This window comes from Paenibacillus pseudetheri, assembly GCF_924513355.1.
Lineage (GTDB): Bacteria > Bacillota > Bacilli > Paenibacillales > Paenibacillaceae > Paenibacillus_AQ > Paenibacillus_AQ pseudetheri.
Map to the genome: position 1 here is coordinate 76,499 of NZ_CAKMAB010000017.1, position 14,522 is coordinate 91,020.

The window sequence follows — 14,522 nt, forward strand, 5'->3', positions numbered from 1 at the left end:
TCATTAAGAGAATCAACAAATTACAAGTTCTACGACCAGCCTAATAATCGCCCACCTTGGAAAATAACAAAAGATACGATATACGCCAGTGCAAGAGAATATCCGATGGAGAAGAAAGTCCATTTCCAAGATGCTGTTTCCTTTTTGATAACCCCTACAGTGGCCAGACAAGGAATATATAACAGGATAAAGGCCATAAAGCTGATTGCACTCAGCGGTGTAAAGACTTGTGAAATTTGATTCTCTAATCCGGCGGTATCCGGTGCGTGATAGATGATATTCATCGTAGACACAATAACCTCTTTTGCTAAAAATCCTGGAACCAAGGTAGAGCCAGCCTGCCACGTTCCGAAACCAAGCGGTTCCAGTAGTGGTGCAATCATGCCCCCGAATTTCGCTAGGTAGCTATGATCCATTTCTACATCAAATCCGCCAGGACCAGCATAAGACATAAACCAAATAATCGCTGATCCAGCTAGAATAATCGTTCCCGCTTTACGAAGGAACCCTTTGCCCTTCTCCCAAGTGCTGCGCGATAAGGTTTTGATCTGCGGCATACGGTAAGGAGGGAGTTCGATGATGAAGACGGAGGATTCATTTTTGAATAAGTATTTAGAGAATACTTTACAAAGAATTAGGGCAAAAACAATACCCATAACATACATAGAGAGAACGGCAAACGCTTGTTGCTCAGGGAAGAATACAACTGCGAATAATGCATAAACAGGTAATCTTGCAGAACAAGACATCAGCGGCATTAACAGTGTTGTCAGCATGCGGTCTTTGGGCTGTTCGATGCTTCGCGCCGCCATAATGGCCGGTACATTGCAACCAAAACCAATGATAAATGGAATGAATGCTTTTCCGTTCAGTCCCATTCGTTCCATGGTGCTGTCCATCAGCAAGCAGACCCTTGCCATGTATCCGGAATCCTCTAGGAAGGAAATGATCAGAAAGAGAATGAAGATTTGTGGAACAAAGACCAGTACGCCTCCTACACCGCCGATGATGCCATCCACAATCAATGCATGCGTGAAGCCTGAAGCTCCAATGGTCTGAAGCAGTGAGTTCGTTCCATCACTAATAGGGCCGGATATCAGGCCATCTACGATATCCGATAGGGGGCCGCCAACCCAGTCAAATGTAGTCTTAAAGAGAGCATACATAAAGAAAATGAATAAGGGCAGTCCCAAAAAGCGATGAGTCAATACCGAATCTAATCTTTCAGTTAAGTTATGGGGCTTCTGAGCTGTCGTATCAAGGACTTCGACACAAATATTGCGAATATACTCCATACGGTTCGAGCGAATCCATTGCGGGAGTGTCAGGGCGAGTTTTTTGATTTGTAGCTCACTCTGACAAGACTCACAGATATTTAGCAGTCCAGTAACATCTATACGCGACTTCAGAAACTGAAGTATAACCGGATTCTGCTCCATTAGCTGTAGAGCGACCCAACGATGATTGGGCAGATCTTTTATAGAACGTAATTCCTTTTCTATAGAAGATATCGCTCGCTCGACTACCTCACCATAATTCAGCTTGAACTTTACAGCAGGAATAGCTGACGACTCCTCGAGGATGCTGAGCATCTGTACGCTGCCTTTACCGGTTCTTGCTATAAGTGGGAGGACGGTGACACCCAATCTTGATTGTAAAATGGTTTGATTAATACGAATACCACGCGCATTAGCGACATCAATCATATTAAGACCGAGTACAGTAGGCTTGCCATACTCAAGTAGTTGAAGCGTGAGCAGCAGATTACGTTCCAGCTGGGATGCATCCACGATATTGATTAATGCTTCTGGGGATTCTTCTATCAGATATTGGGCCGCGACCCCTTCATCGCGGGAGAGTGGGTGAAGTGAATAGATGCCGGGCAAATCAATGAGCTTGCCTGCCCCGTTCTTCAGATTTCCGATCTTTTTCTCAACCGTAACGCCTGACCAGTTACCTACATATTCGTATGAAGTCGTTAATGTATTAAAGAGAGAGGTTTTACCTGTGTTGGGATTGCCCACAAGAGCTATAGAACTCAAGATACGTTCACCTCAATCAGAGAAGCTTCTTTGCGGCGTATGGCGAACAGCTGGCCGTTACATTCTAGCGTAATCGGTCCCCCAAAAGGTCCCTTTCCTTTAAGACGGATGTTCACACCCTCTGACACTCCGAGATCAGCAAGACGACGGCGTAGAACGGGGTTCATTCCTTCTATTTTATGAATACAGCCGGCAGAACCAGGTTGTAGTTGTAGCAAGGTACAGCAGGTAGAAGTAGCTATTGTAATCCCTCCAAAAGAGACTGATAATCAATCTCAACTGTTTAGTTGTAATGTAGCATTTTTAAGTGTTTTTATACTGTGATATTTGTCTCAGACATAATGTGATAATAACATCTATGAGTTAAAGGTGAAATAACCTTTACAATTTATTCTTCATTAAAGTATGATTGAACGATATAAATTGCATAGTAAAGCTATGCTAGCGGTTATAATGATTGCAATAGCGGCTACGATGATTGCAGGAATTGAAGGGAGATAATTATGAAGACTAATCATTGTAAGATTGTTGACTGCACCATTCGCGATGGGGGACTAGTTAACAACTGGGATTTCAGCGTGGAATTTGTGCAAAATTTGTATGCCGGCTTGAATGAGGCTGGTGTTGACTATATGGAAATCGGTTATAAAAACTCTCCTAAACTGCTCAAAGGAGCAGAAGGTGCCGGACCATGGCGTTTTCTGAACGATGACTTCTTACGTAAAGTTATCCCGCAAAAGGGACATACGAAGCTTTCCGCTTTGGTTGATATCGGTCGTGTGGATGAGAATGATATTTTACCTCGCAGCGAAAGTATGCTGGATCTGATTCGGGTAGCTTGCTATAGCAAAGATGTGGAGAAAGCCTTACAGCTGGTACAAACCTTCCATGATCTAGGCTATGAGACAACGATCAATATTATGGCTTTGTCGAATGTAATGGAGAATGAATTATTAGAAGCTTTCGAAATGATTCGTGAGAGTGTAGTTGATGTGGTATACATTGTGGATTCATACGGTAGTCTAGATCACAACGACATCAATTACTTAGTGGAGAAGTTCAAAACTCATTTGCCTAACAAACGCCTGGGCGTACATGCCCATAATAATCTTCAACTGGCGTTCTCCAATACGTTGATTGCTGCTGAGAAAGGTGTAGAGCTGCTGGACGCTTCCTGTTATGGAATGGGACGTGCTGCGGGGAACTGTCCTACAGAGCTGCTAGTGACTCATTTGAAGAATACACGCTACACATTGCGCCCTGTAATTGATATCATTGAACGCCTGATGATTCCTTTACGTGAAAAAGAAGAGTGGGGCTATATCATTCCTTACATGATCACTGGAACGCTTGATGAGCATCCACGTTCAGCAATGGCGCTTCGCGCATCGGCGGATAAGGATAAAGCGGTTGATTTCTATGATAAGCTTACAACACCAGAGGTTAACTTCAGAGATAAATAAACCTGTTGTTCAGAAGCACTGAACCCGTTCGTAGGGGGAAGTGCTTTTTTTTGAATAAAAATAAAATTTCTATAAGTTTCTCTGATAAATGATTCGATTATTTTTCGCTAAAACGCTTACTATTCTTATATGGAGCCTGAAGGTATTTTTGCTTGCCTGCTAGAAGAAAATGGTTTATATTTATGCAAGATTTATGAATAATCGTTATGAAAATACTACCTCACAAAAGAAATGTAACTTTAAAGACCGATCTAGCCGATATTTATACATAGGACAAGACTATACATAGTTGCTTAACAATCGACATCATTTTCAGACGCGAGGGACCTATGAGACAAGAAGAGAAAAAGACAATTCAAGCGGCTATTATAGGAGCTTTACTGTTCCTATTCATTCAAATTTTCCATACATCGCTAAACCGATTGGACAATTGGGATATTATTTCTGCACTCTATCTCATTGTCGGCTGTTGTACTGTTGCTTTTGGGTTTGCGATATTTGCACAGGGCTGGTTGTTCTTCTCTAGCAGATTATCTAAAGGAAGATTATATGTCGCAGCTCTTTTTGGTGGAATATGTATTATTGATTTCTTGCATACACTCGGCCTTGTAGCATTTCCATTGATTTCATCGTTTATAACCCCTGAGGAATCAAGGTGGCTGCTTACCTTTTCACGACTATCCAGCGGACTGGGCATATTGTTCATTTTTAGTAGAGAAGACAAACCTGTGACCGTTACCGACAAAAGAAATGTATTCAGAATCGCCTTCATGTTGATCGTGCTCTTCATCGCATTATTTGTATTTATCCACTCGGCAGTGCCTGAGTTATTTACTAAGCCTTGGATGAGTACACTTAAACAATTCGTTGATCTGGCAGTACTTTTTGTTTATTTAGCAGGTGTTGCTGTCATCGTTTTTCCTGGGGATAATGAAAAGTCAGCCTCGCTGCTTGTTATTATTCGGGCACTTATCTTTTTCTCGCTAGGACAGGCTTTTTTTATGACTCCCATAAGTGGGGGGAATATTGATGATCTCTTTGGGATGTTATGTAGCGGAATTGCTTATTACCAGTTGCTTACCGGCGTGTATCGCCTGACGATTGAAGAGCCATTTTACGAGAAACAGTTGGCCGAAGAACGGATTAATTATTTGGCGTATCATGATGATTTAACAGGACTTCCTAATAGACGCCGGCTGACACAGCGTGTAGAAGAAATGATTGATGCTGGAGAGACGGACACAAAAGATCAATTCTCAGCCTTGACCATTATGAATATTAATCATTTTAAGAATATAAATGACTCTCTGGGTCATTATGCCGGAGACCTTTTACTAAAATTGGTGTCTGAGCGTCTCAGTAATGAGGCTAGACCCAGTGAAGAACTGTATAGTATGGGGGCTGATGAGTTTGCTTTTCTAATGACAGAAAGAGCAAATCTTGGAGAATGCTTAGCCCGGGCTACAGAGTTGCTCAGATTATTTGAAGCACCCGTTAATATAGAATCTGGCGAGTACCATATCTCTCTCAGCTTGGGGATGAGTATTTATCCTGGTGACGGGGAAACTGCTGAACATCTCATTCAAAATGCAGATACTGCGGTTCATAATGCGAAGGAACAGGGCGTGGAGATTCGCCGTTATATTCCAGCCATGCAGATGAAGGCAAAGGAACGCCTGAAGCTTGAAAATGACCTTCGAAGAGCGCTTGAGCGTGATGAGTTCTATCTCTTATATCAGCCAAAGGTGCAGCTGGAGACAGAAGAGATTGTAGGTATGGAAGCTTTATTGCGCTGGAATCATCCTAAACGTGGTATTGTCTCACCTAATGAGTTTATTCCATTAGCTGAGGATAGTGGGCTAATTGTTCCAATTGGGGAATGGGTGCTGAAGACGGCGTGCCTGCAAAATAAACAGTGGCAGCTAGCAGGCTATCAGCCGATATGCGTCTCTATCAACTTATCTATGCGTCAATTCCTTCAGCCGAACCTGGCTGGTAAAATTCATTCCATTCTGACCGATATTGGTTTGGATCCATGTTATGTTGATCTTGAAATTACAGAGAGTATGACCTTGGATAAAGAAACGGCTTTTGATCAGCTGAAGCGCTTGAAAGAGCTAGGTGTGTTCATTAGTATCGATGATTTTGGTACAGGTTATAGCTCATTGCACTATTTGAAGAATATGCCGATCGACAGGCTAAAGATTGACAGATCGTTTGTCTCCGAGGTTATGGAGGATAGTAATAATGCGGCTATAGTCTCCACGATTACTTCTATGGCGCATCATTTGAAGCTTAAGGTTACAGCAGAAGGGGTGGAGAACAAGGAGCAGCTGCAGTTTTTGCGCGAGCAGCATTGCCATGAAGCTCAAGGCTTTTTGTTCAGTAAACCTATTCAAGCAGCTGAATTTGAGACATCGTTTTTGAAAAAGGCTCCCCTCGGTGCTTCCTTGTAAAATATAAGAAAGTATAAGTTTCACACCATACTCTATGTCTTATATTTCTCGCTTAAACGCTTACCATCCTTATAAGGACGCCGAAGGCGTTTATCTTGAACAAAAAAATGTTGATTTTTATTTATGGGGGTGATACAATATCTCTTGTACTCAATTTCCAATGCGGGTGTAGTTCAATGGTAGAACTTCAGCCTTCCAAGCTGATAGCGTGGGTTCGATTCCCATCACCCGCTCCATAATTTAAACTTCCAAATCCTTGCGATGCAAGGATTTTTTTATGTTTTGGTTGATGGTTTTGTTATGAACTATTCTTAGATATTAAAAAGCCAGGCTCTTCAATGAAGAGGAGCCTGGCTTTGTTATACTACCTGATTCTCTTAAACAGTCTTCAAGAACTCAACAATGGTGAGCAGTCCCTTATCAAAGTTCTCCAGGTTGAAATGCTCATCCGGTGCATGCAGGTTCTCATCATCAAGGCCAAATCCCATCAGGACCACTGGTGCTTCAAGTACGCGGGAGAAGCTTTCCATGATCGGAATGGAGCCACCATCTTTGGTGAAGAGGGCGCGGGTTCCGTATACTTTGCCGTAAGCGTCTGCTGCAGTTTGCAGAATAGGGTTCGATGGATCGATGTTAAAGGCACGCGCCTTCTCCATTTGTTTCACATGTACTTTAGCTCCGGTTTGAATATTAGCCTTCAGATGCGCTTCAACGGCATCAAGAACATGCTGTGGATCCTGATCGCCAACGAGACGGCAAGTAATCTTAGCGTGTGCTTCTTTCGGAATAACGGTCTTGCTTCCTTCCCCTTGGAAGCCGCCATACACACCGTTGAGCTCAAGTGTAGGGCGAGCACCAATACGTTCTACAAAGGAATAACCTTCCTCGCCATATAACGCATCGAGTCCAAGTCCTTCGCGAATCTTATCTTCATTCACGCCTTGCTTCACGAATTCCTCGCGTAGCATTGGAGAAAGTTCAGGTACACCATCATAGAACCCTTCTACAGAAACACGACCTTTGTCGTCATGAAGGGAGCTGAGCAGGGACACGAGAGCGTGCAGTGCATTCGGAACGCCACCACCGTAAGAACCGGAGTGCAGGTCTGTAAGAGCTGTAGTTACGCTCACTTCAAGTGATCCTAGGCCACGTAGCCCTGTGCAAATTGCAGGGCGACCACGTTCCAGCAAGGAAGTATCGGAGACTAGCACCGCATCCGCAGCCAGCTTCTCTTTGTTAGCTTCCAGGAATGGAGGGAGATTTGCGCTGCCGATTTCTTCTTCACCTTCGATGCAGAGCTTGATGTTAACAGGAAGAGTACCTTCTTGTTTCAGGATTGCTTCAATCGCTTTGAGATGAATGAATACTTGTCCTTTGTCATCCGTTGCTCCACGTGCATACAGCTTGCCGTCACGGATTTCTGGTTCAAACGGAGGTGTAGTCCACAGGTTTAGCGGATCTACTGGCTGCACATCGTAGTGCCCATATACAAGAATGGTTGGCTTACCCGGAGCATGAAGATAGTCAGCATATATGACGGGATGTCCCGCTGTCGGATGAAGTTCAATGTTCTCGAGTCCGGCTTTCTTTAGTGTGTCTGTCAGCCAATGGGCTGCAGCTAGTACATCGTCCTTATGCTCAGACAAGGCAGAAATACTTGGAATCTTGAGCCATTGTTTTAGTTCTTCGAGATGTTCATCCCGGTGTGTTGAAAAATACGTTTCGTATGACATAGTGAGTATGTACCTCCTTAAGTTTTGCTGCGCAAAACCGGCTTCGTAAGCGCCTGGGTATGAGCTTAATCGCCATGCGTGACCGTCTTGTTTAGCATTCTATAGGAATCATTATACTGGAGAACTCACTATGGATCAAAAGCGATTAGAAAGACCTCTTATCTGATGATCGTAACCGGAGTTTTTTTTCATAATTAATAGTTCCTTTCCGGTTGTTGATTACTAACAGTAACCATGATAAGCTGATTAAGCTTAAGGGACAAGAAGGCACTATTACATGCTTAAGTTACATGGAGGTAACCACTTTGGAATATTCAATGGACGAACCCATTCGGCTAATGCCGACGTTAGAGGATTGCTCCATCACCCGCCAAATTCTCGACAGGGTTGGGGACAAATGGAGTGTGCTCATCATTGTTAATTTGGGTGCAGAAGCATTGCGGTTTAAAGAACTGCAGCGGCGTTCTGGTGGTATATCACAACGGATGCTGACCCAAACCCTGCGTCATTTAGAACGGGATGGTATAGTTTGGCGTAAAGTTACACCGACGGTACCTTTGACTGTTGAATATGGTCTGACGAGTTTAGGAGAATCCTTGCTGGATCCTTTAACTTCCCTAGTGGAATGGGTCAATAGAAACAACACTGAAATTGCCAAAGCGCGTATAGGGTATGATCGTCAGCACGAAACGCAAGAGTAGCAAGCTAGGAGTACAATTTACTGGGATAGAGGATGAATTATTGTGCAAAAGAAAAGTGAAAAGAACACATTTATATATACTTACACCTGTTCAGACGACGAGTTATCGCTATGTCAGATGGAGCTTCGTTGTCTCTTTGGAGAGGAAGTACCTTCTTCAATCTTTAAGAGTGAGGTAGAGGTGGATGTCAGCCGCAGTCCCTTCATTAAAGAACGAATTGATGTTATGTACGAGGGAGACAGCTTGCCTGAGATTTATGATCAGACGGAGCAGGTGGAGCTTGGCGGCAAGACGTTTAAGGTTATTTTTGTGAAGACCAATGATCTGTCCCCTGCGGATAAAATAGAATATGATGAGCGTAGAGTGATCGAACGAGAAATTGGGCTGCGTATTGAAGGGGAAGCGGATGTAAACCACCCTCAGTTGGTATACGGTATTGTTACGCTGGGCGGTCGCTGGTACTTTGGAGCTTATCATAAGAACAAGGCCACCTGGTTCCGTCAAATGAAAAAGCCACGTAGCTACTCTATCGCGCTTAGCACACGTGTAGCCCGAGCTGCGGTCAATATAGCCGTTCCGAATCCAGAAGGTGTACGAGCCATCGATCCTTGCTGCGGCATCGGAACAGTAATGGTAGAAGCTCTGTCAATGGGAATCAATATGGTTGGACGTGACATTAACCCTCAGATCGCGATCGGTGCCCGAACGAATATTGCCCATTTTGGATTCACAAGTGAGGTCACGCTTGGAGATATTGCTGACATCACAGAACATTACGACGTAGCTATTGTAGATATGCCTTATAATCTATATTCTAGTATTACACCTGAGGAACAGTTTGCGATTCTAGTGAATGCACGCCGGATTGCAGATCGGGTAGTTATCGTTGCGATTGAACCGATGGATGAGATGATCACAGAAGCTGGATTTACGATTATAGACCGCTGTGAAGCTAAAAAAGGTTTGTTCTCCCGTCATTTAATGCTTTGCCAGTAATCCTAATGAAGTTATTTAAAGGGGTGCAGCAATGGAGCAGAAATGGTTAACCTGGGCTAAAGAAATACAGGCCATCGCACAGACTGGACTAACTTACGCTAAAGATGTCTATGATATAGAACGGTATCAAGCTTTGCGGGAGCTAAGTGTGGATATCCTCGCTAATTATACTTTCGAAAGTAAGGAGAGAATAAGACTCTCCTTTGCTAGTGAGGGTGGCTATTCTACGCCGAAAGTGGATATCCGTGGTGTTGTTTTTCAGGAAGAGAGAATCCTGCTTGTCCGCGAGAAATTGGATGGAAAGTGGGCGCTTCCCGGGGGCTGGGGAGACATCGGTCTGTCACCGAGTGAAGTCGTGGTTAAGGAAATTGGGGAAGAATCAGGATTTGAGACAGAAGCAATTCGCTTGCTGGCTGTTTTAGATAAGAAATTTCATAACCATCCTCCGGAGCCGTATCACGTATATAAGTTTTTTATTTTGTGCAGAATTATAGGCGGCGAGGCGATGCAAGGGGTGGAGACGAGTGAAGTATCCTTTTTTGCAGAAGATGAACTGCCTGAGCTCTCAGTAGAGAGGAATACAAGTGAGCAGATTGGAACGATGTTTGAATATTTACGAAATCCAGAAAAAGTAGTAATATTGGACTAAGAATTTGCATATCATATATAACTTCAGTAAAGTGATGTTTTTAATGATTTGAATTATGGGTAATATATATTTGTAAGCACTTACAATGTTAGTGTTCTAAGTTTTTGGGTTTAGCGGTCTACATTTTTTCCTCTACTGTGACGATAAGAATTTTAGGAGGGGATCGCATGGAACAAGAAGAGTTGAGCATTCCATTGAAACAGGAAAATGTAGTGCGTCCTGCAGAGGGCAATATTGCCACTGGGCTGGTTTGGGGTATCTTAATCAGCATTCCGTTATGGATCTCTGTCATTGGCTGGATTCTGGGGTTTTGGCGCTGAGCCGTATTTTATGAATATCTAATCCTAATGGTTGTATAGTATACATTAAAGGCGGTCTCTTCGTTGCTGAAGAGACCGCCTTTTTAGAATCTGAAGTTCTCAGAATTTTGTATATACCAGTCTAAAGTTCTCACAAACCACCTTCATCTTTGGATCAAAAGGTTTCTTCAAGAATGTTAAGGATTCTCTGGTGAAGAAATTCTCATGCTCATGGCGCCAAGACTCTAGTGTTCTGTCATCCTCGCCTTCGCTATAGGCAAAGTCAGCACCAACCTCATCAAAGGGTGTAATTTGCACATCTGTCGTAACGATTACTGCTTGCGGATTACCGCGGCCATCCAGCAAAATACTGTGTCGACCAATTTCCGGTAAAGTCTCGTCACTGACTGCATAAATTTCATAGTTCGATGCAGTCCCTGTCTTAATTCCGCGGATCACCAGATCCAGCAGTTCATCGGCCATTTGAGGACTGTCGCCAAAGGCCCAAGCCTCGTAGTTATCCGCTGCTTGTGGATGAAGCTGGGTGTATTCTTCCCAAAAAAGCTTAATCTTCGTTTCGTTGCTCATATTCGTATCTCCTCGTTTAATAAACGTTAGTGTCCAGCAGTTTCCATCCAGCCCGCATAAAGCTCATCTAGTCGCTCTTGCACTGCATCTCGTTCTTTCTGTAGCTCGGCGAGCTCTGCTGCATGGCTACTGATCTGTGGATCTAGCATTCTGGCATCGATTTCCCCAAGCTGGTCCTCAACTTCGGCAATAGCCTTTTCCCAATCGAAGTGGTTGCTCTTCTTGCGGGAACTTGATGAGTTGGCCGTGGAACCATTCACGGAACCGTTAGATTGAGGCTTGTTGGAGCGTGAAGCGGTTCCTTCTGTAGAGGAAGCTTTAGGATGATCAGGAATAGTGGCAGGTGCTGCTAATGCCTTCTCAGCTTGCTTCTCCTTGTAATACTCATAATTGCCGTTGAAGACTCCAAATCGTCCACTTTCAATGGACCAGAGCTTATGGAACAGACGATTAATGAAATAGCGGTCATGAGATACGGCCAGTACTGTACCTGGGAATTCCTCTAACGCTTCCTCTAGCGCCTCACGGGAGTCAATATCTAGATGGTTCGTTGGTTCATCCAGAATTAGCAGGTTTGGTTTACGATGCATCAACACAGCGAAACGCAGGCGGGTCCATTCCCCTCCGGATAGATTCGTGATGTCTTTGAACACATCGGCACCATAGAACAGGAAACGTGCAAGCTGCCCGCGCGCTTCACCTTCCTCTAGTCCAGCTTCTTCACGGAAGTAGCGGAGTACAGAGTGTTTGTTATTGTCAGGGACAGCCTCTTGTGCGAGATAGCCGACTACGGTTCTTGAACCAAGCGTACAGCTTCCGGTGTCTGGCGTTTCCTGACCTAATATGATTCTTAGAAGTGTACTTTTACCTGCCCCGTTACCTCCCATGAGAGCCGTAGTCTCTCCGTAGCGAAGCACTTCGTTTGCGTTGGTGAAAAGGGTTCGCTCACCATAGGTCTTACCGATATCCTCCAGAATGACGACCTGATTCCCGGAACGATCATTTTGCTGCAGTTGTAAATCCATCGATTTGCGCTCCAGAATCGGACGTTTAACCTTCACCATGCGATCCAGTGCTTTTTGCATGGAGGCTGCTCTCCGGTAAAAGGCAGGGTTAGGTGGAGTTCCGCGATTGCCGAATTCGATGAGGCGTTTGATGCTTTCCTGCATTTGTTTTATTTTTTTCTGTTGCTCTTGATAATCAGCAAATTGTTGAAGCAGACGTGTTTCCTTCTCTACTTGATAACCGCTGTAGTTGGTATGAAAGGTAAAAGCCTCACCGTCTTCAATCTCGATCACCTTCTTGACTACAGCGTCCAGAAAGTAGCGATCATGGGAAATGGCTAGCACTGTACCGTCATAGCTCTGTAAATACTGCTCTAACCACTCAATGGCGTTCATGTCTAGATGATTGGTTGGTTCATCGAGTAGAAGTACATCTGGCCTACGCAGCAGCAGTTCTGCGAGACCGACTTTAGTTTTCTCGCCGCCAGAAAGAGAGGCGAAGAGGCGATTGTATTGCCCGGTTCCGATTCCTAGACCAGAGGCAACTCGCTGAATGGTGGATTCGATTTCATAGCCTCCTGCAGTCTCGAATTTTTCCTGAAGGCTACCGTATTCTTTTAGCAGCCGATTCCAAAGTGTTTCATCCGTCCCGGTATTGAAGGTAGACATTTCAAGCTCCAGCTCACGCAGGCGTTGTTGCCACTGCAGAGGCTCAGCCAAACTACGTTGTAGGACCTCATATACGGTTTCTTTTTCGTTAATCTCTTGAATTTGAGCCAGCATACCTATTACGCTACCTTTGCGAATTGAGATTTGCCCTAGATCGGGACGCTCCTCGCCATTCAGTAGGTGGAAAAGCGTAGTTTTACCGCAACCGTTGCGGCCGATTAGACCGATTTTTTCTCCTTGGCGGATATCGAAGGTGATGCTATTTAGCACGAGCTGTGCACCATGGTATTTTTGAACATTTTGGCATTGAATAATCATATATATTCTCCTTTAAGAATGCCCTTTGCACCGCCAGAACCCTAAATCGAAACTGGAATTCTGTAAAAAACCATAAAAAAAGACCGTAGGGAAATTTCCCTACGGCCTTATCATTCTCCGGTTAACTGATCCGTCCGGGTGATGGCAGGAAAGGCATTTCACAATTGTGTAGTGTTATTAAATTCATATAAATGGACAGACTTCTCCCGTTATCGCCATTTACATGAGCAATGCCAGCTATCGCTTTAGGTAGCCGACTCATAACACTGTTGGTCCAATTGTGATCCATTCCTTCCACACCCCTTTCTTAATAAATTTAATGACAGTGTAAACAATATTCGAGAATTTAGCAAGTAAAAAGATGGCAGAGCGAAGTTTTACACTGCATAGAATATGTATTGTGGAATAATATGGTTCCATGGTGCGAAGGACAAAACACTAATATTTCCAGCAGCACTGTGCCACTCAAGAAGACCTTTAATAAATCCGTGAATATTTATGAGGTACAGGCGGTATTGTCACAATATATTTTAAAATAGTTTAGTTAGACCGTGTAGCGGAGTACCAGACCACCATAGGCAAAAGCGGCTAAGATGACAAAGGCAGGATGCAGCTTAAGCCGCTTGATGGCCCAGAATGCAATTGCAGCAATGAACAGTGTTTGCCAGATTCCGATAGAGTTCGTAGGCCATTTGACCATTGTCCAAGTGAGCCCAGCCATCATAACTGCAATAACCGGTTGAACAAGCAATGCCATCCCTTTCACTACGGGGGATTGCTTGTATTTTTGCATGACCTCTAACAGGATGATAAGTGCTGCTGCGAAGGGCAAGACGGTTGCTAACAAAGCTACGATGAGTCCTAAACAACCGTAGACATCCTAGCTGACGTAAGCTGCGTTTTTGGTAGCAATAGGTCCCGGTAGCGCGTTGCCAATCGCCAATGTCTCCCCGAATTCATCATCGCTCAGCCAAGTGTAGCGAGTTACCGCATCATGATGGATTAAGCTTGCACAATAAGTTTCCTCGAGCTGAACAAATAATTTGTTCCCCTATGGAGGTTGTTCAGCGATTGGGCGTAGCTCGGGAGGATTATGTATTGATTTGCAGTCATCAAATTGTGGCTAGTGTCAGCAACGGATCGGCTATGCCTCCGGCTTTGTTTTCGAAAACATTGTTTCCAGCACTACAGGGATTGGATGGGGATCGCGGAGCGGCGGCGATTTTGCGTTCACCTGATTATACGCTGCTGCTGGAGCGGTTCAGCATTGAAATTGCCATCTCCTTTGGACCTTTGAAAGGAAAGATCTGGCGCATCGGCACGATGGGCTATAGCTGTCGTACGAATAATGTGCTGCGTTTGCTTGGAGCTTTGGAAGCAGCGTTACTTCGACACGGACTTGGTGTTCAAGCGGCACTTGACGTATATGAGGAAAAAGTAAGATAATCGTTGGAATAGATTCTGGCGGGTGAGTTCATACCAGGGGCATGTCCGGAGTGTTGGACAATCTTTGGAATAAGAAAACGGCTATCATCTACAGGGATGACGGAGCCGTTTTTTCGTACAATATCAGATTTGCCAACTATGATATCAACACAGCCGAT

At 44.2% G+C, this 14,522-nt stretch carries 12 protein-coding genes, 1 tRNA gene and 2 pseudogenes; 8 read left to right on the top strand and 7 right to left on the bottom strand.

From position 1 onward, the window contains the following. Positions 1 to 29: 29 nt before the first annotated feature. Both feoB and L1028_RS16815 read right to left on the bottom strand, forming a co-directional pair. Positions 30 to 2,042, bottom strand: a complete 2,013-nt coding sequence (gene feoB / locus L1028_RS16810; RefSeq protein ID WP_234535701.1) for a ferrous iron transport protein B — start codon at positions 2,040 to 2,042, stop codon at positions 30 to 32. Beyond that, positions 2,039 to 2,260: a FeoA family protein gene (locus L1028_RS16815; RefSeq protein WP_234535703.1), complete on the bottom strand. Its 222-nt coding sequence runs from the start codon at positions 2,258 to 2,260 to the stop codon at positions 2,039 to 2,041. Before L1028_RS16815 ends, feoB begins: the two co-directional genes overlap by 4 nt. Before the next feature lie 285 nt (positions 2,261 to 2,545). Here L1028_RS16815 and L1028_RS16820 point away from each other — a divergent pair, with 285 nt between their 5' ends. The 3 genes from L1028_RS16820 to L1028_RS16830 all read left to right on the top strand — a co-directional run bounded on the left by L1028_RS16820 (position 2,546) and on the right by L1028_RS16830 (position 6,197). Continuing rightward, on the top strand, positions 2,546 to 3,505 hold the full coding sequence (locus tag L1028_RS16820; RefSeq protein ID WP_234535705.1) for an aldolase catalytic domain-containing protein: 960 nt from the start codon (positions 2,546 to 2,548) through the stop codon (positions 3,503 to 3,505). A gap of 329 nt (positions 3,506 to 3,834) precedes the next feature. Continuing rightward, a complete protein-coding gene (locus tag L1028_RS16825; RefSeq protein WP_234535707.1) occupies positions 3,835 to 5,961 on the top strand; it encodes a putative bifunctional diguanylate cyclase/phosphodiesterase in 2,127 nt (708 codons plus the stop codon). 162 nt (positions 5,962 to 6,123) lie between these two features. Further along, a tRNA-Gly gene (locus tag L1028_RS16830) sits at positions 6,124 to 6,197 on the top strand. A gap of 141 nt (positions 6,198 to 6,338) precedes the next feature. Here the strand turns inward: L1028_RS16830 and L1028_RS16835 are convergent. Further along, entirely contained in the window at positions 6,339 to 7,694 is a 1,356-nt protein-coding gene (locus tag L1028_RS16835) for a dipeptidase (protein WP_234535709.1), read from the bottom strand. A 305-nt stretch (positions 7,695 to 7,999) separates the two neighbouring features. Between L1028_RS16835 and L1028_RS16840 the strand changes: the two genes are divergently transcribed. The 4 genes from L1028_RS16840 to L1028_RS16855 all read left to right on the top strand — a co-directional run bounded on the left by L1028_RS16840 (position 8,000) and on the right by L1028_RS16855 (position 10,360). Next, positions 8,000 to 8,395: a winged helix-turn-helix transcriptional regulator gene (locus tag L1028_RS16840; protein WP_234535711.1), complete on the top strand. Its 396-nt coding sequence runs from the start codon at positions 8,000 to 8,002 to the stop codon at positions 8,393 to 8,395. Positions 8,396 to 8,437: 42 nt separating this feature from the next. Beyond that, a complete protein-coding gene (locus tag L1028_RS16845) occupies positions 8,438 to 9,391 on the top strand; it encodes a TRM11 family SAM-dependent methyltransferase (RefSeq protein ID WP_234535712.1) in 954 nt (317 codons plus the stop codon). Positions 9,392 to 9,422: 31 nt separating this feature from the next. Further along, positions 9,423 to 10,040, top strand: coding sequence for an NUDIX hydrolase (locus L1028_RS16850; protein WP_234535714.1), 618 nt, complete (start codon positions 9,423 to 9,425; stop codon positions 10,038 to 10,040). Positions 10,041 to 10,207: 167 nt separating this feature from the next. Continuing rightward, complete coding sequence (locus tag L1028_RS16855) at positions 10,208 to 10,360, top strand: hypothetical protein (protein WP_156113065.1); 153 nt, start codon at positions 10,208 to 10,210, stop codon at positions 10,358 to 10,360. Between the two features lie 99 nt (positions 10,361 to 10,459). Here the strand turns inward: L1028_RS16855 and L1028_RS16860 are convergent, their stop codons facing one another. From L1028_RS16860 to L1028_RS16875, 4 genes and pseudogenes are all read right to left on the bottom strand, one after another. Then, positions 10,460 to 10,927, bottom strand: a complete 468-nt coding sequence (locus L1028_RS16860; protein WP_234535716.1) for an ASCH domain-containing protein — start codon at positions 10,925 to 10,927, stop codon at positions 10,460 to 10,462. Between the two features lie 26 nt (positions 10,928 to 10,953). Next, positions 10,954 to 12,918: an ABC-F family ATP-binding cassette domain-containing protein gene (locus tag L1028_RS16865; protein ID WP_234535718.1), complete on the bottom strand. Its 1,965-nt coding sequence runs from the start codon at positions 12,916 to 12,918 to the stop codon at positions 10,954 to 10,956. Positions 12,919 to 13,017: 99 nt separating this feature from the next. Continuing rightward, positions 13,018 to 13,080, bottom strand: coding sequence for a cytochrome c3 family protein (locus L1028_RS31710; RefSeq protein WP_379423559.1), 63 nt, complete (start codon positions 13,078 to 13,080; stop codon positions 13,018 to 13,020). A gap of 382 nt (positions 13,081 to 13,462) precedes the next feature. Next, positions 13,463 to 13,924: pseudogene (locus L1028_RS16875) on the bottom strand (chromate transporter); the annotation flags it as partial. Between the two features lie 236 nt (positions 13,925 to 14,160). Here L1028_RS16875 and L1028_RS16880 point away from each other — a divergent pair. Next, a pseudogene (locus L1028_RS16880) lies at positions 14,161 to 14,364 on the top strand (alanine--glyoxylate aminotransferase family protein); the annotation flags it as partial. Positions 14,365 to 14,522 lie beyond the last annotated feature (158 nt).

Coding starts and splice junctions, on each gene's coding strand:
- L1028_RS16820 (WP_234535705.1), top strand. CDS start 2,546: ATGAAGACTAATCATTGTAAGATTGTTGACTGCACCATTCGCGATGGG.
- L1028_RS16825 (WP_234535707.1), top strand. CDS start 3,835: ATGAGACAAGAAGAGAAAAAGACAATTCAAGCGGCTATTATAGGAGCT.
- L1028_RS16835 (WP_234535709.1), bottom strand. CDS start 7,694: ATGTCATACGAAACGTATTTTTCAACACACCGGGATGAACATCTCGAA.
- L1028_RS16850 (WP_234535714.1), top strand. CDS start 9,423: ATGGAGCAGAAATGGTTAACCTGGGCTAAAGAAATACAGGCCATCGCA.
- L1028_RS16855 (WP_156113065.1), top strand. CDS start 10,208: ATGGAACAAGAAGAGTTGAGCATTCCATTGAAACAGGAAAATGTAGTG.
- L1028_RS16860 (WP_234535716.1), bottom strand. CDS start 10,927: ATGAGCAACGAAACGAAGATTAAGCTTTTTTGGGAAGAATACACCCAG.
- L1028_RS16865 (WP_234535718.1), bottom strand. CDS start 12,918: ATGATTATTCAATGCCAAAATGTTCAAAAATACCATGGTGCACAGCTC.